The 26,043-nt window shown below is 67.4% G+C and carries 23 protein-coding genes; 8 read left to right on the forward strand and 15 right to left on the reverse strand.

Going from position 1 to position 26,043, the window contains the following annotated elements:
- Window positions 1-201: 201 nt before the first annotated feature.
- The 6 genes from NVU01S_RS05290 to NVU01S_RS45415 all read right to left on the reverse strand — a co-directional run bounded on the left by NVU01S_RS05290 (window position 202) and on the right by NVU01S_RS45415 (window position 5,995).
- Window positions 202-1,413: an Hsp70 family protein gene (locus NVU01S_RS05290; RefSeq protein ID WP_043673092.1), complete on the reverse strand. Its 1,212-nt coding sequence runs from the start codon at window positions 1,411-1,413 to the stop codon at window positions 202-204.
- A gap of 523 nt (window positions 1,414-1,936) precedes the next feature.
- Window positions 1,937-2,932 (reverse strand): sulfate/molybdate ABC transporter ATP-binding protein, encoded by a 996-nt coding sequence (locus tag NVU01S_RS05295; RefSeq protein WP_014982704.1) that lies wholly within the window; start codon window positions 2,930-2,932, stop codon window positions 1,937-1,939.
- Entirely contained in the window at window positions 2,929-3,735 is an 807-nt protein-coding gene (cysW, locus tag NVU01S_RS05300; protein ID WP_043673088.1) for a sulfate ABC transporter permease subunit CysW, read from the reverse strand. Before cysW ends, NVU01S_RS05295 begins: the two co-directional genes overlap by 4 nt.
- Window positions 3,732-4,565 (reverse strand): sulfate ABC transporter permease subunit CysT, encoded by an 834-nt coding sequence (gene cysT / locus NVU01S_RS05305; protein ID WP_041563583.1) that lies wholly within the window; start codon window positions 4,563-4,565, stop codon window positions 3,732-3,734. Before cysT ends, cysW begins: the two co-directional genes overlap by 4 nt.
- Before the next feature lie 91 nt (window positions 4,566-4,656).
- Window positions 4,657-5,703, reverse strand: a complete 1,047-nt coding sequence (locus tag NVU01S_RS05310) for a sulfate ABC transporter substrate-binding protein (protein ID WP_043673085.1) — start codon at window positions 5,701-5,703, stop codon at window positions 4,657-4,659.
- Window positions 5,704-5,905: 202 nt separating this feature from the next.
- Window positions 5,906-5,995 (reverse strand): Ms4533A family Cys-rich leader peptide, encoded by a 90-nt coding sequence (locus NVU01S_RS45415; protein WP_324191976.1) that lies wholly within the window; start codon window positions 5,993-5,995, stop codon window positions 5,906-5,908.
- A gap of 71 nt (window positions 5,996-6,066) precedes the next feature.
- Here NVU01S_RS45415 and NVU01S_RS05315 point away from each other — a divergent pair, with 71 nt between their 5' ends.
- On the forward strand, window positions 6,067-7,128 hold the full coding sequence (locus NVU01S_RS05315; RefSeq protein WP_043673083.1) for a M48 family metallopeptidase: 1,062 nt from the start codon (window positions 6,067-6,069) through the stop codon (window positions 7,126-7,128).
- Window positions 7,129-7,221: 93 nt separating this feature from the next.
- On the opposite strand, the gene NVU01S_RS05320 is transcribed toward NVU01S_RS05315, so the two are convergent.
- Window positions 7,222-7,509: a hypothetical protein gene (locus NVU01S_RS05320; protein WP_063775984.1), complete on the reverse strand. Its 288-nt coding sequence runs from the start codon at window positions 7,507-7,509 to the stop codon at window positions 7,222-7,224.
- 98 nt (window positions 7,510-7,607) lie between these two features.
- On the opposite strand from NVU01S_RS05320, the gene NVU01S_RS05325 reads away from it, so the two are divergent.
- Complete coding sequence (locus NVU01S_RS05325) at window positions 7,608-9,593, forward strand: glycoside hydrolase family 15 protein (RefSeq protein ID WP_043673081.1); 1,986 nt, start codon at window positions 7,608-7,610, stop codon at window positions 9,591-9,593.
- A gap of 26 nt (window positions 9,594-9,619) precedes the next feature.
- Here the strand turns inward: NVU01S_RS05325 and NVU01S_RS05330 are convergent, their stop codons facing one another.
- Both NVU01S_RS05330 and NVU01S_RS43185 read right to left on the reverse strand, forming a co-directional pair.
- Window positions 9,620-11,425: a dynamin family protein gene (locus NVU01S_RS05330; protein WP_043673079.1), complete on the reverse strand. Its 1,806-nt coding sequence runs from the start codon at window positions 11,423-11,425 to the stop codon at window positions 9,620-9,622.
- A gap of 58 nt (window positions 11,426-11,483) precedes the next feature.
- On the reverse strand, window positions 11,484-13,682 hold the full coding sequence (locus NVU01S_RS43185; protein WP_043673078.1) for a hypothetical protein: 2,199 nt from the start codon (window positions 13,680-13,682) through the stop codon (window positions 11,484-11,486).
- Between the two features lie 381 nt (window positions 13,683-14,063).
- On the opposite strand from NVU01S_RS43185, the gene NVU01S_RS05340 reads away from it, so the two are divergent.
- Genes NVU01S_RS05340 through NVU01S_RS05350 form a run of 3 tightly spaced genes read left to right on the forward strand, consistent with a single transcriptional unit; the run spans window position 14,064 to window position 16,520 of the window.
- Window positions 14,064-14,480 carry an SH3 domain-containing protein gene (locus tag NVU01S_RS05340; RefSeq protein ID WP_043673076.1) on the forward strand — a complete coding sequence of 139 codons (417 nt, stop codon included), beginning with the start codon at window positions 14,064-14,066 and terminating at the stop codon, window positions 14,478-14,480.
- Between the two features lie 22 nt (window positions 14,481-14,502).
- Window positions 14,503-15,195, forward strand: a complete 693-nt coding sequence (locus tag NVU01S_RS05345; protein WP_043673074.1) for a response regulator transcription factor — start codon at window positions 14,503-14,505, stop codon at window positions 15,193-15,195.
- On the forward strand, window positions 15,192-16,520 hold the full coding sequence (locus tag NVU01S_RS05350; RefSeq protein WP_043673073.1) for a sensor histidine kinase: 1,329 nt from the start codon (window positions 15,192-15,194) through the stop codon (window positions 16,518-16,520). The genes NVU01S_RS05345 and NVU01S_RS05350 overlap by 4 nt, the downstream gene beginning before the upstream one ends.
- A 7-nt stretch (window positions 16,521-16,527) precedes the next feature.
- Here the strand turns inward: NVU01S_RS05350 and NVU01S_RS05355 are convergent, their stop codons facing one another.
- Window positions 16,528-17,112 carry a Uma2 family endonuclease gene (locus NVU01S_RS05355; protein WP_043673070.1) on the reverse strand — a complete coding sequence of 195 codons (585 nt, stop codon included), beginning with the start codon at window positions 17,110-17,112 and terminating at the stop codon, window positions 16,528-16,530.
- Between the two features lie 130 nt (window positions 17,113-17,242).
- A complete protein-coding gene (gene lepA / locus NVU01S_RS05360) occupies window positions 17,243-19,105 on the reverse strand; it encodes a translation elongation factor 4 (protein WP_043673067.1) in 1,863 nt (620 codons plus the stop codon).
- A gap of 157 nt (window positions 19,106-19,262) precedes the next feature.
- Between lepA and NVU01S_RS05365 the strand changes: the two genes are divergently transcribed.
- The 3 genes from NVU01S_RS05365 to NVU01S_RS05375 are packed head-to-tail and all read left to right on the forward strand — an operon-like array spanning window position 19,263 to window position 21,717.
- Window positions 19,263-20,390, forward strand: coding sequence for an AAA family ATPase (locus NVU01S_RS05365; protein ID WP_043673065.1), 1,128 nt, complete (start codon window positions 19,263-19,265; stop codon window positions 20,388-20,390).
- On the forward strand, window positions 20,387-21,283 hold the full coding sequence (locus NVU01S_RS45420; RefSeq protein ID WP_082032116.1) for a DUF4276 family protein: 897 nt from the start codon (window positions 20,387-20,389) through the stop codon (window positions 21,281-21,283). Before NVU01S_RS05365 ends, NVU01S_RS45420 begins: the two co-directional genes overlap by 4 nt.
- Window positions 21,166-21,717, forward strand: a complete 552-nt coding sequence (locus NVU01S_RS05375; RefSeq protein WP_014982689.1) for a type II toxin-antitoxin system PemK/MazF family toxin — start codon at window positions 21,166-21,168, stop codon at window positions 21,715-21,717. Before NVU01S_RS45420 ends, NVU01S_RS05375 begins: the two co-directional genes overlap by 118 nt.
- A 40-nt stretch (window positions 21,718-21,757) precedes the next feature.
- On the opposite strand, the gene NVU01S_RS05380 is transcribed toward NVU01S_RS05375, so the two are convergent.
- From NVU01S_RS05380 to NVU01S_RS05395, 4 genes are all read right to left on the reverse strand, one after another.
- The gene (locus tag NVU01S_RS05380; RefSeq protein ID WP_043673156.1) at window positions 21,758-22,546 is read right to left on the reverse strand and encodes an aquaporin; all 789 of its coding nucleotides are present in this window, start codon (window positions 22,544-22,546) and stop codon (window positions 21,758-21,760) included.
- 94 nt (window positions 22,547-22,640) lie between these two features.
- Window positions 22,641-23,483, reverse strand: a complete 843-nt coding sequence (locus NVU01S_RS05385; protein WP_043673057.1) for a transglutaminase family protein — start codon at window positions 23,481-23,483, stop codon at window positions 22,641-22,643.
- Window positions 23,480-24,451, reverse strand: coding sequence for an alpha-E domain-containing protein (locus NVU01S_RS05390; RefSeq protein ID WP_043673056.1), 972 nt, complete (start codon window positions 24,449-24,451; stop codon window positions 23,480-23,482). The genes NVU01S_RS05385 and NVU01S_RS05390 overlap by 4 nt, the downstream gene beginning before the upstream one ends.
- On the reverse strand, window positions 24,451-26,013 hold the full coding sequence (locus NVU01S_RS05395; protein ID WP_052280766.1) for a circularly permuted type 2 ATP-grasp protein: 1,563 nt from the start codon (window positions 26,011-26,013) through the stop codon (window positions 24,451-24,453). The genes NVU01S_RS05390 and NVU01S_RS05395 overlap by 1 nt, the downstream gene beginning before the upstream one ends.
- Between the last annotated feature and the right edge of the window lie 30 nt (window positions 26,014-26,043).

A 26,043-nucleotide genomic window follows, 5' to 3' on the forward strand; every position in this document is an offset into this window, starting at 1 on the left:
GTACCCCATGGTTACACCTACAGGCTGTCACGTCAACCCACGAAGTGAGTACCCCGAAAAGAGCTGGTCGAACGATCAGGAGGAAGTGGTGGCGGCGTATCGCGAGAGGCCGCCGCCGCCAGTTCCCCCTCGCCGGAAAAAGCGACGTACCCGGTGGCGATCGCCCTCGTCACGAGCACCACCGGGTACGACCGCCCGCGGTCAGCGCAGGGTCGCGAGCTGCGCCATCCCCACGATCACCCCGTCGGCGGGCAAGGCGAGCGCCATTCCGACGCCCGCGACCGACAGCCCCGCTGCCAGCGCCACCCGGCTCAGCCTGCGCTTCGTCCGCTGCGACAACACCATCGCCCTGGTGGCCGCCCGTCGATGCGCGCCCCCGCCGCGCCGCTTCCCGTGCTGCTTGCCCGCCGACTCCTCCACGACGACCGCCGCCCGGCGGCCGATGATCGCCGCGCCGTCCGCGATGGTCCGCTCCGGATCCGGGGCGGCGATGACCGGCCGGGCCAGCTCGCCGGCCAGGACCTGCGCCACCTCGACCGGCCGCGCCGCGCCGCCGACGACGAGCACACAGTCGACATCGGCCATCGTGACGTCGGCGATGCGCAGACATTTGTAGACCAGTTCCAAAGAGGCCCGCACGTGCCTGGTCCGTAACTCGTCGGCCGTGGTGCCGGTGACCGAGCCGGAAATGGAGTCCGACGGCAGGCCGTGCCCGGCGCGCGAGGCGACCAGGGCGCCGAACGCGCGGCCGCCGAACTCCGACGAGCGCAGCGGCTCGCCGACGATCGGATTACGTGGACAACCCGCCCCGACCCGGACCAGTGTGACATCGAGGCTGGCCCCGCCCAGGTCATAGACCAGCGCCAGGCCGGGCATGAGCGGGCCGCGGTCGGCCTCCAGCCAGGTCGCCGCGGCGACCGGCTCGGCGACCAGGGCGACGTGGTCGAGGCCGATCGCGTCCAGCGCCGCGCGCAGATCGCCGACGTGCGCGTCGGTGTAGCGCGCGGGATGGGTCAGCGCGATGCCGACCCCGTGACCGGCGTCGTGGGGATGATCGAACAGCGCCTCGCTGATCAGGCATTCGGCCACCACCGCGACCAGGTCCGCGGGCGAGAGTGCCCGATGTCCGACGCGGGCCGAGACCACGGAGCGCTGGGAGAGATCGGCGAATTCGGTGATCGCGCGGCCGTGCCGCGGAATCATGCCGACCCGGGCAAGACCGGTGCTGTCGAAGGTGAGTGTGGTGCGGCGGGTGATGGACTGGGCACGCGGCGGCCACCGGCGGCCCGGCGGACCCTGTGGCGAGGGCAGCTGACGCAACCAGCGGGCGGGGTGGGCGCCACTCGAACCTTCCTCCGCGAGAGCGGAAACCGTGTTCACCGTGCCGATGCTCAAACCCAGACCAACCGCCATCGCAATCCACCTGATCGCCGAGCCGATTTGCTTCGAACTCCGTCCACGCAACCACTCCGCGACTCGCCTGCCAACCACCGGACACCCTATTGTCCGCCGCCCGCCTGTTCTGAAACAGGTTGCATAGCACAACGATCGGTCCTGGTCACCTGCCCTGGAGTGCGCGAATCGCGCCGACACCCGGATTTCACTGCGACACGCCGACATTCGACCGTGTCCCATACCGGGTTGCCGCCCGACGCCGCACCGGACACCGATCCGGCATCACCTCCGGATACACGTTCTCACATGCGGTGATAGCCCCTAACAATCCCTATTCGCCGGACATGCGGGCCGCGGCGCGCGATACTGCGCAGACTCGCCGGAACAACACGCTGAAGCCGGGTCGGTCGACCGAGCCGGGCGGGTCACCGCCGCAACTCTGTACCGGACAATGCGGCAACACTCCGGTGGCCGCACTCAGCGGATAGCCTTGCGCCAGCACAAGATCAGCAACGTCGCAGCAGCCGATCGGCGCGGCGCCTCACTGCGCGGGCAACTCCGGGATCCGGGTGGCTCGGGCGTAGACCGTCTCCCCGTCCGCGAGCCGCAGCGCCTCCGCGTCACCGCGGGTCACCTGAGCGGCGAACAGATCACCGGTGGCGGCATTGCGCAGTTCCACCCGGACCTCGAAACCGAGATGCACCACGCGCTCGACCGTGGCCCGGGTGACGCCCGCGGACTCGGCGGTGCCCTCGTGCTCGGCCAGCGCCATGCTCGGCTCGCGACCGACGCGAATGTCGTGCGGGCGCACCAGATGTCCGTTCAGCCGGGCCACCGCGCCGAGGAACGACATCACGAACTCATTGGCCGGGCGGTCGTAAACGTCCTCCGGAGAACCGATTTGCTCGATCCGCCCCTTGTTCATCACCGCGATGCGGTCGGCCACATCGAGGGCCTCCTCCTGGTCGTGGGTGACCAGCACGGTGGTGACGTGCACCTCCTCGTGCAGCCTGCGCAGCCAAGTACGCAGGTCCGCACGGACTTTGGCGTCCAGCGCGCCGAACGGCTCGTCGAGCAGCAGCACCTGCGGGTCGACCGCGAGCGCGCGCGCCAGCGCCATGCGCTGGCGCTGACCGCCGGACAGCTGCGCCGGGTAGCGATGCTGGAAGCCGTCGAGGCCGACGATGCCGAGCAATTCGTCCACCCGCTTGGCGATTTCGGCCTTGGGCCGCTTGCGGATCTTCAGGCCGAACGCCACGTTGTCGCGCACGGTCATGTGCTTGAACGCGGCGTAATGCTGGAAGACGAAACCGATGTCGCGTTTCTGCGGCGGTACCCGGGTGACGTCGTTGCCCGCGATCACCACGATGCCGGAGTCGAGCGATTCGAGCCCCGCGATCGATCGCAGCAGCGTGGACTTGCCCGAACCCGAGGGCCCGAGCAGGGCAGTCAGCTCGCCGGACGGAATATCGATGGTGACGTCGTCGAGCGCGGCGAACGAACCGTAGTTCTTCTTCGCATTGGTCACGGTGATCATTTGGCGCCCCGCTTGCGTTCGAGGAGAGTCATCAACAGGAGTGTCACGAGCGCGAGGCCCATCAACAGGGTCGCGGCCGAGTAGGCGCCGAAGGTGTTGTGGTCGTTGATGTATCGACCGTGCACCAGCAACGTCAGGGTCTGCGACTTACCGGGCAGTGCCGAGGAGACCATGATCACCGCGCCGAACTCGCCGAGCGCGCGGGCCACGGTGAGCACCACGCCGTAGGTGAGGCCCCACCGGATGGCGGGCAAGGTGATCCGCCAGAACGTCTGCCAGCGGGTGGCGCCCAGGGTGGCGGCCGCCTGCTCTTGTTCGTCGCCGATCTCGTGCAGCACCGGCTCGACCTCGCGCACCACGAACGGGAGCGTGACGAAGATGGTGGCGATCACCATGCCGGGCAGATTGAAGATCACCTTGAAGCCGATGTCCTCCAGGCCGCCGAACCAGCCGCCGGCGCCCCACAGCAGGATCAGCGCGACACCGACCACCACCGGCGACACCGCGAACGGCAGATCGACGATGCCCTGAACCAGGGTGCGCCCCGGGAACTTTCCGCGCACCAGCGCGATCGCGGTGACGATGCCGAAGATCACGTTCACCGGCACCACGATCGCCACGATGATCATCGACAGCTGGAACGCGGAGATGGCGGCGGGCGTGGAGATCGAATCGATGAACGCGCCGATCCCCTTCTCGAAGGTGCGATACAGGATGATCACCAGCGGCAGCACCAGCAAAACGACCAGGTACCCCAGCGCCACCACCCGCAGCGGAATACGGGACCATGCAGAGAGTTTCAACGCGTCTCCTGTTCCTTGCGCACGCTGCGTTCGGCGAGCAGGCGGAGCACGAGCAGGGTCGCGAACGAAATGACCAGCAGGGCAACCGAAACCGCGGCGGCGTTGATCGGCCGGTCGATCTCGATCTGCTTCTGGATGTACTGCGAAGCCATTTCGGTCTTGCGCGGGATGGCGCCGCCGATCAGCACCACCGAGCCGTATTCGCCGATGGCGCGGGCGAAGGCGAGGCCGCCGCCGGAAATGATCGCCGGGGCCAGCGTCGGTAAGACGATGCGGCGGAACGTGGTCCAGTTGTTCGCGCCCAGCGAGAGCGCGGCCTGTTCCACCTCGCGGTCCGCCTCGATCAGCACCGGCTGTACCGAGCGCACCACGAACGGCAGCGTGACGAACGCCAGCGCCACGATGAGGCCGGGCTGGGTCGCGTTGAGGTGGATGTCGATCGGGCTCTGCGGTCCGTAGAGCGAGAGCAGCACGATGCTGGCAACGATGGTCGGCAGCGCGAACGGCAGGTCGATCAGCGCGTTGACGATGCTCTTGCCGGGGAATTCGTCGCGCACCAGCACCCAGGCGATGAGCGTGCCCATCACCACGTTGATCACCGCGACCACCACCGAGACGAACACGGTGATCCGCAACGAGTCCAGCGCCGCGGGCGCGGTGACCGCGCTCCAGAAGCCGGACCACCCCTCGTCGAACGAGGTGACGGTAAGTGCGGCCAGCGGCAGCAGCACGATGATGCTGAGCCACAGCACGGCGGTGGCGATGCCGAGCGGCCCCACCGAGCCGGTCACGCGCAGCCACGACCAGTTCACCCGCCCGGCCGGGCTCACCTTCTGGGAACCGCCGGAAACGGGTGCTGCCCCGTCCCCGGCGGTGCTGCTGTCAGTCACAGTCGTCCAGTATTCCGTCCGTGTAGCCCGGTTACTTGGTCGCTTTGTCGTAGATCACGGCGACGGAACCGGTGTTCGGGGTGAACAGCTCCTTGTCCACGGTCTTCCAGCCGCCCAGGTCAGCGATGGTCCACAGCCGCTGCGGGGTCGGGAAGTCCTTGCCGAACTCGGCGGCCACCTTCGGGTCGACCGGCCGGAAACCGGCTGCGGCCCACGCTCGCTGACCCTCCGGGGTGTACAGGAAGTCGCGGAACGCCACGGCCTTCTCCTGGTTCTTGCTCGACTTCAACACCGCGACCGGGTTCTCGATCTTGAAGGTGACCGGCGGCACGAAGTGCTCGATCTGGTCGCCGTTGCGCTCGGAGAACAGCGCCTCGTTCTCGTAGCTGAGCAGCACGTCACCGGTGCCCTGCAGGAACGTCTCGGTGGCCTCGCGGCCCGACTTCGGCTGCACCTTCACATGTTCCTTGGATACCAGCTGGCTCAGGTAGTCCAGACCGGCCTGCGGGTTCTGGCCGCCCTCGGACTTGGCCGCGTAGGGCGCGAGCAGGTTCCACTTGGCCGAGCCCGAGCTGAACGGATTCGGGGTGACCACCTCGATACCCGGCTTCAACAGGTCGTCCCAGTCCTTGATGCCCTTCGGGTTGCCCTTGCGGACCACGATCGCGACGACCGAGCCGAACGGAATTCCCTTGGTGGCGTCGGCATTCCAGTTCGAATCGACCAGTCCGGCATCGACCAGCCGGGTGATGTCGGGTTCCACGGAGAAGTTCACGACATCGGCCTCGGCGCCGTCCTTGACCTTGCGGGACTGATCACCCGAGGCGCCGTAGGAGCCGTTGACGACGACGTTCTTGCCCTGCTCGGTCTTGTTGAACTCCGGCACGACCTTGTCGAAACCGGGCTTGGGCACCGCGTAGGCGTAGAGGTTGAGCGTGCCACCGCTGCCGTCGGCACCGCTGCCCCCGACCGTGTCACTGGCTCCGCCGCCGCAGGCGGTGAGCACGACCGCCGCGGCTGAGGTGACGGCGATGGCAACGGCGCTGCGGCGCGAGAAGAGCCAAGTTTTGCGAGACATTTCGGGTGGACCTTTCCTACTGGCTGCCGACTCGGAGCGTCGAGTGGCACAGACATGCTGGTGGATCGGTAGACCTGTCGCCGGAATTATGCGGCAATGGCGTGACTGTCGGCCGGAAGGCCGCCGGGGGTTCGGGGACGTCTGCGAAAAAGTTGCACGCCAGTCTACGAAGTAGGGACGCGCAGCCGTGCCCGGTCGCCGATCAGCGACAGAGAATGTCCGCGACCGCGAGGTTGCCGACCGCGATCAACGCCAATTCATGGCGGACCAGCGGGACGACACTCGAAGACACGGGCAGACTGTAGCAGAGCACGTTGTGTTAGTTCGAATTACAGAGTTCCAGGAAGAGGGGGGTTTCATCCCATGACTACCAGCCCGGATCGGGTCCGCGCGCGATTTCCCGGCATCAGCACCCGCGCGTGGGAGCATCCCGCCGATCGCACCGCCTTGGTCACACTGCGCACGCTGTCCGGTTTCGACGCCATCCTGCGCACCCTGTCGGGTTTGCTGCAGGAACGCCAGCACCGGTTGATGTACCTCGCGACGGCGGTGCGGGTGGACGAGCGGCAGTTCCGTTCGTTGCATCAGTTGCGCGAGGACTGCGTCCAGGTGCTCGACGCGCGCACCACGCCGGAGATGTTCGTGCTGCAGAGCCCGCAGGTGAACGCCTTCACGATCGGCATGGACCAGCCGTTCATCGTGCTGACCACGGGTTTGATCGAGCTGATGGATACCGAGGAGTTGCGTTTCACCATCGGCCACGAGCTGGGTCACGCGCTGTCGGGGCACGCGGTGTACCGCACCATGCTCATGCATTTGCTGCGGATTTCGGCCAGCTTCGGCTGGATGCCGGTGGGCGGCTGGGCATTACGCGCCATCGTCGCCGCGCTGATGGAATGGAGCCGCAAATCCGAGCTCTCCGGCGACCGGGCCGGGCTGCTGTGCGTGCAGGATGTCGACACCTCGGTGCGGGTGCACATGAAGACGGCCGGCGGCACCTGGATCAAGGAGATGAATCACGGCGCGTTCCTGGCCCAGGCCGACGACTACGAACGCTCCGGCGACCTGCGCGACGGCGTGTTGAAGCTGCTCAACCTGGAATTGCAGAGCCATCCGTTCTCGGTGCTGCGCGCTTCGGAGCTGCGCCGCTGGATCCAGAGCGGCGAATACGACCGCATCCTCGCCGGCGACTACCCGCGGCGCGAACACGACAAGAACGCCAGCATCGGCGCGGAGATCAAGGAGGCCGCCCGGACCTACCGCAACAACTTCGACCAGTCCGAGGATCCACTGATCCGCACCGTGCGCAATATCGGCAAGGATGTGGGCTCGGCCGTGAGCACGGTCGGTCAGGAGGTCGGCGACACGGTGTCCAAGATCGGCAAGCGGTTCAACGACTGGCGCTCGGGCGAGCAGAACAACTAGCTCTCGCCCGCGCTCGTCAGCGCGTGAAAAGCCACGCGACGACCACCAGCACCAGCAGGGCGATCAAGGCCAGCTGGACGCGCGAACGTGGCATCAGCGGGCACCGCTCTGCACGGGCCGGCGCGGGTCGCCGGGCAGCAGCACCGCGTCCGGGTCGGCGGTGAGGGTGGCGGCATCGGCCGGCACCCGCACCACGGGCTCGGCGGGGTGTTTGCGGTCGAGCACCCGCAGCGCGGCGCGCAGGACCCGGTCCAGCGCGAAGGCGATGGCGAAGCAGATCGGGACCATGCCGACGAGCACGACCAGGAACTGCGGGATGAACGGGAGTCCCGCAACCCACAGTTCGAAGCTGTCCCACCAGCCTGCGATGTGATGTACCACGAACCCAGCCTAGTGCGTCCACCTGAGAGAGAAGCAAGCCCGATTCGGCACGGGCCGCGACGGCCGCCGACACCCTAGGGGCATAGATACTGTGAGGTATGCCGTCCTCCGATGATCTCACCGTCGACGAACCGTACGACCTGCCGGTGCCGAGCCAGCTGACCGAGCCGCGGCACGGCGCCTTCCCGCCGATCGACGACTACGCGTTCCTGTCCGACTGTGAGACCAGCTGCCTGATCGGCAACAACGGCGGCGTCGAGTGGATGTGTGTCCCCCGCCCGGACTCGCCGAGCATCTTCGGCGCGATGCTCGACCGCAGCGCGGGCCACTTCCGAATCGGCCCGTACGGGGTGAACGTGCCCGCCGCGCGACGCTATCTGCCGGGCGGGATGATCCTGGAGACCACCTGGCAGACCGAGACCGGCTGGCTGATCGTGCGCGACGCGCTGGTGCTCGGGCCGTGGCACAACAACGATCAGCGCTCCAAGACCCACCGCCGCACCCCGGTGGACTGGGATGCCGAGCACATGCTGCTGCGCACGGTGAAGTGCGTGAACGGCACCGTCGAACTGGAGATGAGCTGCGAGCCCTCCTTCGACTACCACCGCGCGACGGCCCGCTGGGAGTACACCGGCAAGGTCTACGAGGAGGCCACCGCGGTTCGCGCGGACGATCCGGCCGCAGGCCCGACGCTGGTGCTCACCACCGACCTACGGCTCGGCCTGGAGGGCAGGGAGGCCCGGGCGCGCACCCGGATGCGGGAGGGCGACGACGTGTTCGTCGCGTTGACCTGGTCGGAGCTGCCCGCGCCGAAGACGTATCAGGATGCGGCACAGAAGATGTGGCAGACCACCGAGTCGTGGCGACAGTGGATCACCCTCGGCAACTTCCCGGATCACCCGTGGCGCAGCTACTTACAGCGCAGTGCACTGACACTCAAGGGACTCACCTACGCGCCGACCGGAGCGCTGCTCGCCGCATCCACCACCTCTCTACCGGAAACGCCTGGCGGCGAACGTAATTGGGACTATCGCTACACCTGGGTGCGCGATTCCAGCTTCGCCCTGTGGGGCCTGTACACCCTCGGGCTCGATCGCGAGGCCGACGACTTCTTCGCGTTCCTGCGTGACGCGACCACCGGCGACAACGGCGATGCTGTTCCGCTGCAAGTGCTTTACGGCATCGGCGGGGAACGCCTGATCACCGAAGAGACCCTCGACCATCTCAGCGGCTACGACCGGGCGCGTCCGGTGCGCATCGGCAACGCCGCCTACAACCAGGATCAGCACGATATCTGGGGCACCATGCTCGACGCCGTGTACCTGCACGTGAAGTCGCGGCAGCAGGTCCCGGAAACGTTGTGGCCGTTGCTGGAACGACAGGTGCGCGCGGCCATCGCGCGCTGGCGCGAGCCCGACCGCGGCATCTGGGAGGTGCGCGGCGAGCCACAGCATTTCACCTCGTCCAAGGTGATGTGCTGGGTCGCGCTCGACCGTGGCGCGAAACTGGCCGAACTGCACGGCCAGATCGAGCACGCGACCGAGTGGTACACCATCGCCGACGAGATCAAGGACGACATCCTGACCCACGGGGTGAACAGCAACGGCGTCTTCACCCAAACCTATGGCGGCGACACCCTGGACGCCTCACTGCTGCTGGCCGTGCTGACCCGGTTCCTGCCGCCGGACGATCACCGGATCCGCGCCACCGTGCTGTCCATCGCCGACCGGCTCACCGAGAACGGGCTGGTGCTGCGCTACCGCACCGAGACCACCGACGACGGATTGTCCGGCGCCGAAGGCACTTTCACCATCTGCTCGTTCTGGCTGGTGTCCGCGCTGGTCGAAATCGGTGAGGTGCAGCGCGCCCGGCACCTGTGCGAGCGCCTGCTCGGCTTCGCCAGCCCCCTGCAGCTCTACGCCGAGGAGATCGACCCGCGCAGCGGACGCCACCTCGGCAACTTCCCCCAGGCGTTCACCCACCTCGCCCTGATCAACGCGGTCACCCACGTCATCCGAGCCGAAGAGAACCGCCCCGCCAGCGGCTTCCAACCCGCCCACGTACCGGCGAACCGCCCCGCCTGAGCGCGGGGTCAGCCGGTAGCGCGGGGTCAGCCGGTGACGAGGCCGTCGGCCTGTTCCCGCAGTTCGCGCAGTTTGACGATCTGCTTGTCCAGGTCGGCGATGCGCTCGCCGCTGCGGTCGCCGTACTTCTGGTAGGCGGCCTCGGCGAGGCGCAGGGCCTCGTCGGCCTGCTTGGCGACGTCGGTGGCGATTTCGGTGAAGTGATCGCGGAGCACACGTTGCATGGCGCGCAAACGATTTCGTGATTCCTTGCTGACCTGGAAGATCACGTCGTCCATCAGCCTGGCCACCGCCACCTTCGCCTCAGCGCGCCGACGGGCCTTGCGATTCTTACGGTCGTCCCACAGCGCGTTGACGCCGAGCAGCACGCCCGCACCGGCCGAGTACCAGTTCACCAGCGACATGCCGAGCAGGCTGGTGGCGAGACCGACCATCAGGACACCGCCGTAGGAACCGCGCAGACCCGACAGAAACGGCTCGGTCACACCGACTTTCGCGCTTTCGAGCGGCTCCAGCGGTTGCACGGCCTCCAGCACCTCACCGGGATTTTCCAAGCGCATATCCGGCAGCGGGGCGGTTCGGTTGTCCGCCAAGAACTTCGAGGCCACCTGCTCCGACAACTCGACCGAACGATAGTGCGCCATCACGAAGTTCTCTTCGACCGCCTCGCAGATCCGGGCGTCCAAATCGGTGCCGAATTCCTTCCAGCGGCGCGCGGGATCGTGCTGCATGATCTCGGCTTCCGCGTCGCGCACCAGATTGCGCAACCGATGCCGCAGATCGTGTTCGATATCGGCCATCAGCTCGGTGCTGCCATCGACCAGCGTGACCTGCCAGTTCGACGTGCGCTGCCGCAGCTGGTCCGCATCGTCGCGGGCACGGACGAGTTTGTCGGTGATCTCGGCGCGCCGGCGCGGATCGCGCAGCGACTCGACCTCGTTGCGCAGGGTCAGCGCGAGATGGTCGGTCACCAAGCGGATGTCCTGCACGGCGGCGTCCAGCGCCACGCTGTCCGCGCGCGACACCACGTAGTCGCGCAGATGGTCGATCAGTTGCGGCACACCGGATTCGATATCGCGCTGGTAGTTGCCGGACAGTCCCGCCTGCCGGTGCAGTTCCGCCGAGACCGGCGCCACCGCGAAGCCGAGCCCGGCGGCGTCGAGCAGTTCCCGATTGCGCTGCTGGGTGTGCGACCAGTGGGAGAACTGGTCGATCTTGTTGAGCACGCAGATGACCGTCGGGCAGATCTGCTGGATCCGCTGCAGGTAGGCGATCTGATCGACGGTGAGTTCGGTGGCCGCGTTGCCGACGTAGAGTACGGCGTCGGCGGCGGCGATCATCGACCAGGTGGTGTTGTCGGCGGCGCCGCGCGTGCCGGGCGCGTCCATCACCACCACCCCGTCGGCCAGCAGCGGGCTGGGCTGGGTGAATTCGGCGCGGATCACGCCGAACGCGGAGATGGCGGGGCCGGGGTCGAGCGGATCCACCGACTGCCGTTCGGTCCGTCCGTCGACCGAACGCACCAGTGTCGCAGTCGGTTCCGGCCCGTACTCGACGATGACGGGCACGCTCAGGTCACTGTCGGTGGCGCTGACCGACGCGCCGACCAGGCTGTTGACCAGCGTGCTCATCCCGTTCTTGGGCTCGCCGACCACGACCAGCCGCACCCGTGGGTCACTGACCCGGGCGCGCACCATGCTCAAACGACTGCCGAGGTCGTCCCGCCCCGCAAATCCGGCGATCTCCCGCAGCTCGTCGAGTATCCGGATCAGCGGCGCCATCGCGTCCGGGTGTTTCACCGTCGCGGCCTTCAGCCCGGCTGCGGCAGACAACCGTCCTCCTTACAGTGGTTTGCTTTCGATCTGCACGGGACGCCCCCTGCGTTCCGGTTTACAGCAACGCTATGTCCACGCCGCCAGGGACGATGTGGTGGGTCTCCGCCAGGGTCGATTCCGGCATCAACCCGCCGGACAGCCCACCGCTCGCGGCGACCGTGAGCGGCGCGTGATCGGTGTAGGTCACGTGATCCACGACCTGCATCGAGTCCCCTGCCGGATAGTACGGCCCGACATTGATCGGGTCGGAGATACCGTGCGGCTTCGGGTCGACGATCGGCGGCTTGTAGGTGGGCACGGGCGCCTGGGTCGGCGTCGGCGCGTGGTAGGTCGGTGGCAGATCGGCCGTCGGGGGCGGCGCGTTGTGCGTCGGCACGTCCCGGGTCGGGATGTCGTGCGTCGGCACCGTCGCGGTCGGTTCCGGCTGGGTGGCCGTCGGCACGTCGCGGGTGGGCGCGGTCGGCTGCGTCGGCGCGGTCGGCTGGGTGGTGATGTCGTCGCCCGCACCGCTCGTGGGGCCGGTGGGTGCCGTGCCCGGAGTGGTCACATCGTCGTCCGGGGACGTGGTCGGGACGTGGGTCGACGGCTGGGATCCGGTCGTTCCCGGCACCTTCGTGGTGGGGTCGGTCTGGCCGGTGCTCGGCTGGGTGTGCGGCGTCGTCGGGGTCGACACGCCGGGCACCTTGGTGACGTCGGGGGTCGACGTCTTCGGCACGGACGGCGTGGTGACGTCGGACGGCACCACCGGGGTCGTCGGCACCGTCTTGGTGATGGTGGTCGGCGAGTTCGTCGTCGACGGGGTCGAGACGTCGGTGGGACGCGAATGGTCCACCACCGGAGTCGGTTTCACCACCGGAGTCGGGCGCGCCTGATCGAACAACGCGGGGGTCGCGGCGGCCGGCGCGGTGAGCACCGAGGGACCGGCCGGCGGTGCGCCGATCACGTTCGCGATCGGCGTGCTGGCCGCGTCGGGCTGGATCGTGGTCTGCAACGGGGTGGCCACCACCGGCTGCGCGGCGCTCGCCACCGGAGCGACGACCGCCGGAGCCACGACCGCGGGCGCGACGGCGACCGGCGCGACGGCAGCGGGCGCGACCGCGGCCACGACCGGTGCGGGCGGTTGCGCGACTGGCTGGGTAGCGGCCGGAGGCGCCGCGGTCTGGGTAGCGGCTGGTGCCGGCGACTGAGCGGACATGGCCGACTGTGTCGTGGAGGGACCGCCGAGCGGTGTGGTGAGTCCCCCGACGACGCCGGGGTTCCCGTGATGGTTCGAGTCGGTCGGGTCGGTCGCCGACCGCGTGCCGCCGGACTGCGCGGGCAGTGCGCTGCCGAGCCAGTCGGTGAAGTTGTCGAGCTGGTCGCCCACCTGGCCGACGCCGACGTCCACCTTCATCTCGGAGTTGAAGTAGATGCCGTTCGGGCCGACACCGAAGTCGACCTGCCACGAGGTGCCGACGAAGACGCCGAGGTTGTCACCGCCGACGCCGTCGAACGGGCCGTCGCCCGTCGGCGTTCCGGCCGAGGGCGTGCCCGCGATCGGGTGCGTACCGGGCAGATCGAACGAGCCGGGCGCGACGAAGCCGTTGGTGCCGGGCAGGCCGAAGCCGTGGCCCGCCTGACCGAGCCCGTGGCCGGGCAGGCCGAAGCCTTGGCCGCCGGGCAGATCGAGATCGTGGTTCGGGGCGTTGCCGGGCGTGCCCGGAAGTTGCAGTCCGCCGGACTGGGCCGTGTCCGTGCCGGGGATGCCGCCGAGACCGGGCACACCGTCGGCGGAGGCCGCGTTGCCGGGCAGGCTCGGCAGGCCGAAGCCGTGGCCGGAATCGGTCCCGGGCAGGCCGGGCAGGCCGGCGTCGGTGCCGTTGTAGTCACCGTGCAGCGTCGGCAGCGGGAAGTTCGCGCCGCCCGCGGTGCCGGGCAGGTCGAAACCGGAATTGCCGTGCGAGACCGGCAGATTCGGCGAATGCTGCGGGTTCAGCGGCGCGGGCTCGATGACCGGGTCCGGAAAGGTGATGACCGGCGAGGGCGCACCGGAGTCCGGGTCGCTGTTGTGCGCCCAGCCGGTGTTCATGCTGTCCAACCGGGAACCGGGCGCGGCGGGCACGCCGCCGCCGTTCGCCGCGATCAATGCGCCACCGGTGACGTAGGCACCCGCGCGCGCGACGCGCGCAACGCCGGTGGCTACTCGATAGGCGGTGTCACCCGTGCGCTCGGCTCCCTCGGTGGCATCGTCATCGAAGGGCAGGTCACGCGTCATGAAAGCTCCATCTCGGGTTCCAACAGCCATCCTCACGCGTCCGGCCGGACCGAGTGAAGATCACCTAACACTATTTCGGGAAAACCCGACTGTCACTTTACCCAGGACTGTAGAGAGTCCAGCGGTGGCGAGCAACACAACCTTGCCATCCCCAAAAGCAGAACGAAAGCCCTATTTCTGGTGGGTCGAGCAAACCGTAAGCCGCTTTCAAAACCGGCGATGACCAGGACTGATTCTGCCCGTTCGAACTCGTCGCACCAGCGATTCCGGCAGACCTAAGAGTTCTCTAACAGTTACTCAACGACTCGTGAAGATCCCGTACCTAACGTCGAACTCGTCGAGCCACCCGGTCGACAGGATCGAGCTGAAGGAGACCCCCTCATGACCTCACTCATCGGACGCCGCGTCGCCGCCGTGCTGGGCGGAACAGCGCTCACCGCCGCCGTGGTCGCGGGCATGGCGGGTGCCGCCTCGGCGCAGCCCGTGCGGCCCGCCGTCCCCGCGCCCGCTCCCGGCGTCCCGAGCGAGCCGGTCGGCCCCGGTCAGGTCGTGGTGTGCCCGTCGATCGACGACCCGGACGGCCAGGTCGTGATCACCACGCACGAGGGCGAGGACGGCCCCTGGGTGACCATCGAACGTCAGGGGCCGGTCGACATGGTGCCCGCGACCCCGATCGAGCCGGCGACTCCGCTCGTGCCGGGGACTCCGCCGCTGGCCACCGCTCCGCTCGCGCCCGGGACGCCCCCGTCGGCCACCGCACCGCTCGAGGAAGGCTGCGTCGCCGCCAGCGTGCGCTGACCTGCGGGACTACTGTTGATCCATGACCGGACACCGGATCTTGGTCGTGGACGACGAGGTTCGTGTCCTCGCGTCGCTGCGACGCGGGCTGGAACTTTCCGACTTCGAGGTGCTCACCGCGAGCGACGGCGCCGAGGCGCTGACCATGTGTCGCACCCGAACACCCGACGCCATGGTGTTGGACGTGAACATGCCGACGCTCGACGGTGAAGGCGTGGTCACGGCGTTGCGCGCGATGGGCAACGACATCCCGATCTGCGTGCTCAGCGCGCGCAGCGCCGTGACCGATCGGATCGCCTGTCTGGAACGCGGCGCCGACGACTACCTCACCAAACCCTTCGACCTCGGCGAACTCGTCGCCCGGCTGCGCGCGCTGCTGCGCCGCCGGGTCGCCGCCGCCGAGCCCGCCGGCGCGCCGGTGCGGGTCGGCCAGGTGCAGATCGACCTGGCCGGGCATCGCGTGCTGGCCGCGGGCAAGCCCGTCGACCTGACCAAACGAGAATTCGAGGTACTCGCGTTGCTCGCCGACCATCCGGGGATCGTGCTCGGCCGCGAGCAGATCCTTTCCGCGGTATGGGGTTACGACTTCCCGACCGACACCAATGTGGTCGACGTCTTCGTCTCGTATCTGCGCCGCAAACTCGAGGCGCCCGGCGCGGCACGGGTGGTGCACACCGTGCGCGGGGTGGGATTCGTCCTGCGGGAGCAGCCGTGAAACGTTCGCCGTCACTGCGTACCCGGGTGGCGGTGGTGTCCGGCGTGGTCGCCGCGCTCGTCGCGCTCACCCTCACCATCACCTTCGCCGCGCTGCTCAACGCGTCCGGCGAGCGGCAGTTGGACGAGACCGTCTCCTCGATGGCGGTCCGGGTCGCGCCCCCGTTGAAAGGTGTTCCAGCGGAAACACTCCCGGCTCCGGGGCCGCCCGGGCCTGCCGTACCGCCGCCGCCTGCCGCGCCGGAACGCGCGGGCCCGTCGACCTACGCGACCGAAGCGCCGAACGCGGCCGACATCCCGGATGAGGCCACCACCGTCCGGCGCGACGACCTGCCCTCCGACGTGGCGATCACCCGCGTCGACGGACTGCCCGGCGTGCTCGTCTCGCTGGACCCGAACCGCGACGTCGTCGCCTCCGCCATTCACCGCAGCCAGTTGATCGGCCTCGGCATCGGCGTGGCGGGAGCGCTCATCGCGGCCGTACTCGGTTGGCTCCTGGCCGGTTACGCCGCGCGCCCGCTGCGCAGCCTGGCCACCGCCACCCACGGCATCGACACGCTCGAAGAGTTGCCGCCGCTGTCCGGCCGCGGCGCGCGGGAATCCGAAGAACTTTCCGACGCCATCACCCGCATGCTGACCAGGCTGGAAGCCGCACACCACGCCACCAACCGCGCGCTGACCAGTGCGCGCGACTTCGCCGCCGTCTGCGCGCACGAGCTGCGCACCCCACTGACCGCGCTGCGTACCGACCTACAGGTGTTGGCCACCAAGGAGATTCCCGCCGAACAACGCGGCGCGATCCTGTCCGAGGTGCTCTTCGCCGAGCAGCAGATCGAGAACACGCTCACCGACCTGGAGCGGCTCGCGGTCGGCGAACTCACCGAACCCGACGTGTTCGAATCCTTCGACCTGTGCGAAACCCTGGACCGCGCAGCCCAGGACGCGCAACGCCGCTACCCCGACGTCACCATCACGCTCACCGAATGCGAACCCGTCACGGTGACCGGCCTGCCCGGCGGCGTCCTGCTCATCGTCACCAACGCCGTCGCGAACGCCGTGCAGCACGGCCACGCCGACACCATCGCCATCTCCGCCGCCCCCCACACCGACGAAGTGGACATCCTGATCGATGACAACGGTTCCGGCATCCCGGAAACCGTCTGCCCCAACGCCTTCGACCGCTTCGTCAAGGGCCCCGGCTCCCCCGGCTCCGGCCTAGGCCTGGCCCTCGTCCGCCAACAAGCCGAACTCCACTCCGGCACAGCCGAACTCACCAAGAGCCCGCTAGGCGGCACCCGCCTGCGGGTGACGATCGCGACTCGGTGAGGGCACCTCAGTCGGCGAAGTCTTTGAGTTTCTCCGTGTCGATCGTGACGTTCACCGGGGCGGGAAGCTCTACCCCGTGCCCGAAGGCATAGCTGTGCACGACCTCGTACCCGTCGTCCTTTGGTTGGCTGTGCACGATTACTTTGCCTGCTTCTCGATCGACGAGAAGATAGATCGGAATCCCGGTCTGGGCGTACGCGAGAGGCTTATCCACTCGATCGCGCTGAGTGGTATCCGAATCGCGAGAGGTGACCTCGACTGCCATCACCACGGAATCAGCCGAGGCCCATTCACCAGCACCGACGAAGGCATCGAGGGGTGCGAGAATGCCGTCTGGGCGAGCCCGTCCTTTGCGGTAGGGCCCAACAACCAAACCTTGCCCGATGACGTGCAGAAACAACCCCGGGTTCAACGGCAACAGCAACAGCAACAACCAGTTGAGAATCCGGCCGTGGTCACCGTCGGGCATGCCTTTGACCCCCAGTCGTCCATTGATCAGCTCGAGCCGAACCCCTTCGGTCTGTTGTGCGACCGAGCGTTCGATCACTTCGAAATCCTCGGTGAGGATCGCGTCCTCGTGCACCGCAGTCATCGCCGTCCTCCCTGGTTCAGCACCGCTCGCAGCCGAATTCTGCCTCATGTATCACCACCTACACGGCATTATCCTGCTGTTTTTCGAAGCCTGTCGAGCAAGGTTCCCAAACGGGCCGAGCGGCACCTTCCTACTTCTGGCCCTTCGGTTTGTCGGAGGCGGCGTCGGAGGAGAGGGCGGCCACGAAGGCTTCCTGCGGGACGTCGACGCGGCCGATCGTCTTCATCCGCTTCTTGCCTTCCTTCTGCTTCTCCAGCAGTTTGCGCTTGCGGCTGATGTCGCCGCCGTAGCACTTGGCGAGCACGTCCTTGCGGATGGCGCGGATGTTCTCGCGGGCAATGATCTTCGAGCCGATGGCCGCCTGGATGGGCACCTCGAACTGCTGGCGCGGGATGAGCTCGCGCAACTTGGTGGTCATCTTGTTGCCGTAGGCCTGCGCCGCGTCCTTGTGCACGATCGCGCTGAACGCGTCGACGGCCTCGCCCTGCAGCAGGATGTCCACCTTCACCAGCGACGACTCCTGGACGCCCGACTCCTCGTAGTCGAGGCTGGCGTAGCCGCGGGTGCGCGACTTCAGCGAGTCGAAGAAGTCGAAGATGATCTCCGCCATCGGCATGGTGTAGCGCAGCTCGACCCGGGTCTCGGACAGGTAGTCCATGCCGCCGAGTTCACCGCGCCGCCCCTGGCACAGCTCCATGATCGAGCCGATGAACTCGCTGGGCGAGATGACCGTGCACTTCACCACCGGCTCGTACACGTGCCGGACCTTGCCCTCCGGCCAGTACGACGGGTTGGTGACGACGTGCTCGCTGCCGTCCTCCATCTCCACCGTGTAGACCACGTTGGGCGCGGTGGAGATCAGGTCCAGGTCGAATTCGCGTTGCAGGCGTTCGCGGGTGATCTCCATGTGCAGCAGGCCGAGGAAGCCGCAGCGGAACCCGAACCCGAGCGCCACCGAAGTTTCCGGCTCATAGGTCAGCGCGGCATCGTTGAGCTGGAGCTTGTCCAGCGCGTCGCGCAGGTCGGGGTAGTCCGAACCGTCGACCGGGTACAGGCCGGAGTACACCATCGGGCGCGGCTCGCGGTAGCCGGTGAGCGGTTCGGTGGCGCCGTTACGCGCGGCCGTCACCGTGTCGCCGACCTTCGACTGGCGCACATCCTTCACGCCGGTGATCAGGTAACCGACCTCGCCGACGCCGAGCCCCTGGGTCGCCTTGGGTTCCGGCGAGACGATGCCGACCTCGAGCAGTTCGTGCTGCGCGCCGGTGGACATCATCTTGATCTTCTCGCGCGGGATGATCTTGCCGTCCACCACGCGGACGTAGGTGACCACGCCGCGGTAGGTGTCGTAGACCGAGTCGAAGATCATCGCGCGGGCCGGCGCGTCCGGGTCGCCGACCGGCGCGGGCACCTGCTTGATGACCTCGTTCAACAGCTCGGGCACGCCGACACCGGTCTTGCCGGAGACGCGCAGCACGTCGTCGGGGTCGCAGCCGATGATGTGCGCGATCTCGCTCGCGTAGCGGTCCGGGTCGGCGGCGGGCAGGTCGATCTTGTTGAGCACCGGGATGATCGTCAGATCCTTGTCCAGTGCCAGATAGAGATTGGCCAGCGTCTGCGCCTCGATGCCCTGCGCCGCGTCGACGAGCAGCACCGCGCCCTCACACGCCTCCAGCGCACGCGACACCTCGTAGGTGAAGTCGACGTGACCGGGCGTGTCGATCAGGTGCAGCACGTAGTCGGTGCCGTCGACCTGCCACGGCAGCCGCACGTTCTGCGCCTTGATGGTGATGCCGCGCTCGCGCTCGATATCCATCCGGTCCAGGTATTGGGCACGCATCGCCCGCTCCTCGACCACTCCGGTCAGTTGCAGCATCCGATCGGCCAGCGTCGACTTGCCGTGATCGATGTGCGCGATGATGCAGAAGTTCCGGATCCGAGTCGGATCGGTGAACGTCGTATCGGCGAAGCTGGCGGGCACTCCACTCCTCATGGGTATCGGCAAACTGTCCTCTATCGTCCCATGAGCAGTACCGAGCCACCGCCATCGGTCTGCCGAACCACGTGGGGCCGAATCCGGTCAGCGCCGATTTCGAGTCGGCGCACGAGCAATCCGGGGAACGTCAGTGGCTCATCGTAGAGTTAGCCCCATGCCGGGCCAACCGCTGAAGACAATCCAGATCGAGGGATTCACCTCGATCAGATCGGCGACGGTCGAGCTTCGCCAATTGAACATTCTGGTGGGTGCGAATGGAGCGGGGAAGAGCAACTTCGTCCAAGCGCTCGCCCTGCTCGGACGAATCGTCGACTGTGAACTCGGACTGTTCGTCGGCCTCAACGGCGGCGCCTCGGCACTGCTGACCGACGGTGACGGCAGCTCTCGGATTCGCTTGGAACTCGATGCGGAACCCAACTCGTACGAGGCGGTCCTCGTCCCGGCGGCGAACGACGAACTGATCTTCGAGACCGAGGTCGTGTATTACCACGAGCCGGAGTACGACCGCCCATACCAGAAGTCGCTCGGGCACGGGCATCGCGAAACACGTCTGGCCACTGACGTCGGCGACCCACGCGGTGGCATCGCCAAGTACGTCTTCGCACTGCTCGAAGGCTGCAAGGTCTTCCACTTCCACGATACGAGCGCGAACGCCCCGGTGAAACGGATGGTCTCCACCGCAGACAACCTGAATCTGCGCTCGGACGCCGGCAACCTGGCCCCTTGTCTTTATCGCTTGCAGACCAGCAACGAGCCCTCCGACCAAGCCGCCTACCGCCGGATCGTCGGCGCAATCCAGTTGGTGGCACCCTTCTTTCGGGACTTCGTGCTGCAGCCCGAGAACAACGATCGAATCCGCCTTCGGTGGCAGCAGCAAGGCTCCGACGCGGTCTTCTCAGCCAATCAGATGTCTGACGGCACGCTTCGATTCGTTTGTCTGGCGACGCTGTTGCTGCAACCAGAGTTGCCCGCCCTCGTCGTCTTGGACGAACCCGAACTAGGCCTGCATCCCTTCGCCATCGTGCAGCTCGCGAACTTGCTCCGACAAGCCTCGGCCCCCTCGCGTAGTCAAGTTCTGATCGCCACCCAATCGGTCACCCTGATGAACCAGTTCGAGGTCGATGATCTGATCGTCGTCGAGCGCAGAGCCGGAGGTTCGGTCTTCTCTCGTCCGGACGCCGCCGAACTCGAAGCCTGGCTGGCGGAATACTCGCTCGGCGAGCTGTGGGAAAAGAACCTGCTCGGCGGTCGTCCTGCCAGGGAAGACCTCGATCAGACATGACGACCAGCTATCACCGCCTTCACTTCTTGGTAGAAGGGCAGAGCGAGGAGATCGTCGTCAACAATGTGCTCGAGCCCTATCTTGCTGGTCGTGGCTGGACAGTGACCCAGTCCATCGTCACGACACGACGGCCCGCCGGTGGTCCCAACCACCGAGGCGGTATGAGCAGCTGGTCCAAGGTCGAGCGCGAGATCAAACTCCTACTGCGGAACTCGAGCCTCGACGTTCTGACGACACTGTTCGACTTCTACGCGTTTCCCCTGGACGCTCCGGGAATGGCCGACGTTCCGCCCGGCCTGGCTCCCCATGACCGGGTGGCTCATGTCGAAGCTTCGCTCGCGGCCGCCGCAGCTGATCACCGGTTTGTGCCGCATCTGATCCTGCACGAGCTGGAGACCTGGGTTTTCGCTGCCGCCGAGCAGGTCGGCGCCGTCGAAGCGAATCCTCAACTATTGCCCGCAATATTTCGAAAACCAACGATGGCCCACTGGCCATCGCCGACCTCGGTGTCGCCGAACTCCGCGCCCAATGCCCGCACTTCGACGCTTGGCTCGAAGAGTTGGAGGGTCGCCTGTCGTGAGCGCTCGCACACTCGATGCCGTAGCGCTATAAATGGCCGGATAGCCTCGGTTCTGCTGCGACCCTGCTTACGAGGGCCTTCACTCGGCTGCGCGTATTCGGACCGGCATCGCAAGCCCAGATCAGCGAATTCAGGCTCTTGTGACCACAGCGCGGCACGGATGAGAAGCGCGGCGTACGCCGTTATATTGCGAAGATGGCCCGAAGTTGGAACTCCCTCGGCAAGCAGCTCGGCATCATCGCGAAGGAGCAGGGTCCCAGGATTGTCCGGCAGCAGGGACCGAAGCTGGTGGAGCGGTTGGTCGGTTCGCTGACCCAGCGTGGGACACGTCCGGTGCGGGTGCGGCCGACCGCGTCCACGCCGGTGCCGACCGCCGAACGGGCGCGGCAGATCGTGTACTCGCCGCAGCTGGACGGGCGCGCCGATCCCGGTGAGATCGTGTGGACCTGGGTGCCCTACGAGGAGGATCCGGCCAACGGCAAGGATCGCCCGGTGCTGGTGGTCGGCCGGGACCGCAGGACGCTGCTCGGACTGATGCTGTCGTCGAAGGCGGACCGCGCCTTCGACCGGAACTGGGTCGGTATCGGCAGCGGCAGCTGGGATGCCGAAGGCCGGCCGAGCTGGGTCCGGCTGGACCGCGTGCTCGACGTCCCCGAGGACGGCATCCGCCGCGAAGGAGCCATCCTGCCGCGCAAGACCTTCGACCTGGTGGCGCACCGTCTGTGCGCCGAATACGCCTGGCACTGAACCGAAGTCGCCGGGCCCGGCCGGGCCCGGCGATCAGCGGTCAGGACAGCAGGTTGCGCGAGCGGCCGAACAGCAGCCCGTAGAGCAGCGCGCCGAGCGCGCCACCGACGAGCGGGAAGACCACGAACGCCCAGACCTGGCCCATGGCACCGTCCTGGTAGGGCGCGACGGCGAGGCTGCGGGCCGGGTTCACCGAGGTGTTGTCCACCGGAATCGAGATCAGGTGGATGACGGCCAGGGTGACGCCGATCGACAGGCCGGCCAGTGGCACGTCGGAGAGCTGGTCGGTCGAGGCGAGCACCACGAAGACCAGCAGCGCGGTGAGCATCACTTCGATGATGATCATCGCGGCCATGCCGTAACCGTTCTGTAGGACCACCTCACCGAGCGGCCCGGTCTGCGCCGACGGGCTGTGCCGTCCCCACCCGTTGGCGCCGAGCCCGGCCACGGCCCGATCGTAGGACGGCAGGTTCTTCGCCAGCGCGAACAGCACGAGCCCGGCGAGGAATCCACCGATCAACTGCGCGATCCAGTAACCGACCGCGGTGACCGCGCCGATCCGGCCGAGCAGCAGATGACCGAGGGTCACCGCGGGATTGACGTGGCAGCCGGAGATCGGCCCGATGGCATAGACCAGGAACAGCAGCGTGAGTCCGAAGGCGAGCGCCACGCCGAGCGCGCCGACCCGGTCCCCCGCCAGCACCGCCGTTCCGACACCGCCGATCACCAGGACGAAGGTGCCCAGCGCCTCCGCCCCGAATTTCTTGGATTCGGGAATCGGCCCTAGTTCGGCGACTTCCTCGACAACTTCTTGAGCCGTTGGAGACATCTGTTCCACCTTCCGCGTTCAACGAGTAGCCAGTGCCAACCGTGGTGCCGCTTCGAAAACAGAGCCGTTCAAGATCAACGGTGTTACCCGGACGCTACGCGAGACGAGTGATCTCTACAACGACCTCGAGATCCGTGGAGCCACCGCCGGAGAAGATGCCTTTCAGCGGGGGCACATCCGCGTAATCGCGACCGACGCCGACCGAGATGTGCTGCTCGCTGATCGCGATGTTGTTGGTCGGGTCGTAACCCCACCACATCCCGGTCCACGCTTCGATCCAGGCGTGCGACTGTCCCTCCACCGTCACGCCGATCTCGGCGGCCGGGTCGGGGTGCAGATAGCCGGAGACGTAGCGACTGGGAATGCCCATGCTGCGCAACAGAACCAGGGTCAGGTGCGCGTAATCCTGGCAGACCCCTTGCCGTTCGGTGAAGGCCTGTACCGCCGACGTGTGCACGGATGTGGTGCCCGCGAGATAGGTCATTTCTCGATGCGCCCATTCTGCCGCGCGCACAACGGCTTTCGCAGGCGGCAGCCCTTTGGCCAGCTGGCGGGCGATGCCTGCCAGCTTACGGTCGGCCGGCACGAATACGGTGGGCGCGAGCATTTCGTCGAAGCGGTCGGCGATGTGCCCGGCGCGCAACTCGTCCCAGTCCAGTTCCTCGGCCGGTCCGGCGAACGGCTCGGTCTCCACCACCGAGGAGCCGGTGACCTCCAATTCGGTGTGCGGAGCGTGCAGGTCGAATGCGGTGACCGCGGTGCCCCAGTAGTCGGTGTAGCGATAGGAGCGGGTGGAGGGCACGGTTTCCACCCGGTTGAGGATCACGTTCTGCCTGCTGTCGGCGCGCGGCGTCAGCCTGGCTTCGTTGAACGAGCGCGTCACGGGCGCGTCGTAGACGTAGCCGGTGGTGTGCACCACCCGAATTCGCCAGCTCATAGCTCCCCCTCGACCTGCACATTGTCGTCTCGACTGCTACGCAGATCGGTCCACGCCACCCACGGGGCCGCATGGAAGTACTGCAATGCGATCGCTTCACTCACTTCCCGGCAGGTCTTCTGCAGCGACAGCAGCCGGTTCTGCAAATCCTCCAAAAGCACACCGGGCGGCAGGAATTCGAGCTCGCTGCGCGCCCGGCCGAGTAGTCGTTGCGCCTCGTGCCGGGCGCCGACGCGACTGCTCGGCCGCTGGTCCAGTTCCGTGAGGCAGGCTTCGGCCACCCGCACCGAGTGGAACACCGAACGCGGGAAAAGCCGGTCCAGCAGGATGAATTCGGCCACCAGGTTGGCATCCAGCGCCCCGCGGTGCGTGCGCAGGTAGGTGTCGTGCGCGCCCGCCGAACGCAGGACGGTCACCCAGGCGGGCGAGGAGGTGCGGTCGCCCGCGCGGGAAAGCAGCAGCCGCACAGTCATGTCCACCCGTTCGATGGAGCGGCCGAGCAGCAGGAACCGGTAGCCGTCGTCGCGGCTGAGGGTGGAGTCGGACAGTCCGGCGAACATGGCGGCGCGGTCCTGCACGTAGTGGAAGAACTCGTGCGGCCCGAGACTGCGCGCCGCCTTCTCCGCGACCGCCAGCCCGATGTAGGTGGCGTTCAGACACTCCCACATCTCGCTGGAGGTGACTTCCCTTGCACCCCTGGCATTCTCGCGAGCGTTGGCGATCGAATCGATGATCGAGCCGCCGTCGTGGCTGAACGCGACCAGGTCGGTGACCGACCAGACGTCCAGGATGCCGTCCGGTGGCTCGATGCCGAGCACCCGCAGCAGCACCCGCGATGTGCGGTCCGGGTCGACGGTCGCGTCTTCGAGCAGCTGGTGTACCGCGACGTCGAGGATGCGCGCGGTGTCGTCGGCGCGCTCGACGTATCGTCCGATCCAGTACAGGGATTCCGCGTTGCGTGCCAGCATCAGGGCCTCACCGACCCTTGCCGCTGCCCCAGCCGCGATTGCCGCTGTTCCTGTTGTTGTTGCTGCTGTTGCTGATTCGCCTGTGCGGCGGTCAGGTCGCGGCCCACTTCACGCGAATCCGATTGCGGCGGATCGCTGACCAGTTCCGCGCCCGCGAGTTCCCGATCGGCCGGCGAGTCCCGCCCGGACAGCACCCAGGTGTCCTTGCTGCCGCCGCCCTGGCTCGAATTGACCACCAGCGAGCCCTCGGGCAGCGCCACCCGGGTGAGCCCGCCGGGCAATACCCACACCTCGTCACCGTCGTTGACCGCGAAGGGCCGCAGGTCCACATGCCGCGGCACCAACTCGTTGCCGATCTTGGTCGGCACGGTGGACAACTGCACCACCGGCTGCGCCACCCAGCCGCGCGGGTCCGCCTTGATCCGTCGGCGCGAGGCCTCCAATTCCCGCGGGGTGGCGTCGGGCCCGATCACGATGCCGTAGCCGCCCGAGCCCTCGACCGGTTTGACCACCAGCTCCGCGATCCGGTCGAGCACCTCGTCGCGCTCGTCGTCGAGCCAGCAGCGATAGGTGTCCACGTTGGGCAGCACCGGTTTCTCGTTGAGGTAGTACTCGATGATCGTCGGCACGTAGGCGTAGATCAGCTTGTCGTCGCCCACCCCGTTGCCCACCGCGCTGGAGATGACGACGTTGCCCGCCCGCGCGGCGTTGAGCAGTCCCGCGACGCCGAGCACCGAATCCGGCCGGAAATGCATGGGATCGAGGAAGGTGTCGTCGATCCGCCGGTAGATCACGTCGACCTGCCGCTCGCCGGCCGTGGTGCGCATGTAGACGACGTTGTCGCGACAGAACAGGTCGCGGCCCTCGACCAGTTCCACGCCCATCTGCCGGGCCAGCAGCGAGTGCTCGAAGTACGCCGAGTTGTACACCCCGGGCGTCAGCACGACCACCGTCGGATCGGCCTCGTTCGGCGCGGCGGAGGCACGCAGCGCCGCCAGCAGATGCCCGGGATAGTCGCCGACCGCGCGCACCCGATGCGAGGAGAACAGATCCGGGAAGACCCGCGCCATGGTGCGCCGGTTCTCCATGACGTACGAAACCCCGGACGGCGACCGCAGATTGTCTTCCAGCACCCGGAAATCGCCGCGCTCGTCGCGGATGAGGTCGATGCCCGCCACGTGGATGCGCACCCCGTTCGGCGGGATCAGGCCGGCCGCTTCGCGATGGAAGTGCTGGCACGAGGTGACGAGTCGTTTCGGGATCACCTCGTCGCGCAGGATGTTCTGTTCGCCGTAGACGTCGGCGAGAAACAGTTCGAGGGCGACGACCCGCTGTTTGATGCCGCGCTCGAGCTTCGCCCACTCGGCCGCCGCGATCACGCGCGGCACCAGATCCAGCGGGAACGGCCGTTCCTGTCCGGACAGCGAGAAGGTGATGCCCTGGTCGATGAAGGCCCGGTCCAGGGCGGCCGAGCGCGCCGCCAGATCGGCCACATCGATCGGATCGAGGGCGGCGAACAGGCCCCGATAGGGTTGGCGGACGCGGCCGGAGCCGTCGAACATCTCGTCGAACGCGGCGGCGAAGCGGCCGGG

The organism is Nocardia vulneris, from assembly GCF_001613425.1.
In the GTDB taxonomy this organism is placed as follows: domain Bacteria; phylum Actinomycetota; class Actinomycetes; order Mycobacteriales; family Mycobacteriaceae; genus Nocardia; species Nocardia vulneris.

Coding starts and splice junctions, on each gene's coding strand:
- NVU01S_RS05290 (WP_043673092.1), bottom strand. CDS start 1,413: ATGGCGGTTGGTCTGGGTTTGAGCATCGGCACGGTGAACACGGTTTCC.
- NVU01S_RS05295 (WP_014982704.1), bottom strand. CDS start 2,932: ATGATCACCGTGACCAATGCGAAGAAGAACTACGGTTCGTTCGCCGCG.
- NVU01S_RS05310 (WP_043673085.1), bottom strand. CDS start 5,703: ATGTCTCGCAAAACTTGGCTCTTCTCGCGCCGCAGCGCCGTTGCCATC.
- NVU01S_RS05315 (WP_043673083.1), top strand. CDS start 6,067: ATGACTACCAGCCCGGATCGGGTCCGCGCGCGATTTCCCGGCATCAGC.
- NVU01S_RS05325 (WP_043673081.1), top strand. CDS start 7,608: ATGCCGTCCTCCGATGATCTCACCGTCGACGAACCGTACGACCTGCCG.
- NVU01S_RS43185 (WP_043673078.1), bottom strand. CDS start 13,682: ATGACGCGTGACCTGCCCTTCGATGACGATGCCACCGAGGGAGCCGAG.
- NVU01S_RS05340 (WP_043673076.1), top strand. CDS start 14,064: ATGACCTCACTCATCGGACGCCGCGTCGCCGCCGTGCTGGGCGGAACA.
- NVU01S_RS05345 (WP_043673074.1), top strand. CDS start 14,503: ATGACCGGACACCGGATCTTGGTCGTGGACGACGAGGTTCGTGTCCTC.
- NVU01S_RS05355 (WP_043673070.1), bottom strand. CDS start 17,112: ATGACTGCGGTGCACGAGGACGCGATCCTCACCGAGGATTTCGAAGTG.
- lepA (WP_043673067.1), bottom strand. CDS start 19,105: ATGAGGAGTGGAGTGCCCGCCAGCTTCGCCGATACGACGTTCACCGAT.
- NVU01S_RS05365 (WP_043673065.1), top strand. CDS start 19,263: ATGCCGGGCCAACCGCTGAAGACAATCCAGATCGAGGGATTCACCTCG.
- NVU01S_RS45420 (WP_082032116.1), top strand. CDS start 20,387: ATGACGACCAGCTATCACCGCCTTCACTTCTTGGTAGAAGGGCAGAGC.
- NVU01S_RS05375 (WP_014982689.1), top strand. CDS start 21,166: ATGGCCCGAAGTTGGAACTCCCTCGGCAAGCAGCTCGGCATCATCGCG.
- NVU01S_RS05380 (WP_043673156.1), bottom strand. CDS start 22,546: ATGTCTCCAACGGCTCAAGAAGTTGTCGAGGAAGTCGCCGAACTAGGG.
- NVU01S_RS05385 (WP_043673057.1), bottom strand. CDS start 23,483: ATGAGCTGGCGAATTCGGGTGGTGCACACCACCGGCTACGTCTACGAC.
- NVU01S_RS05390 (WP_043673056.1), bottom strand. CDS start 24,451: ATGCTGGCACGCAACGCGGAATCCCTGTACTGGATCGGACGATACGTC.
- NVU01S_RS05395 (WP_052280766.1), bottom strand. CDS start 26,013: ATGTTCGACGGCTCCGGCCGCGTCCGCCAACCCTATCGGGGCCTGTTC.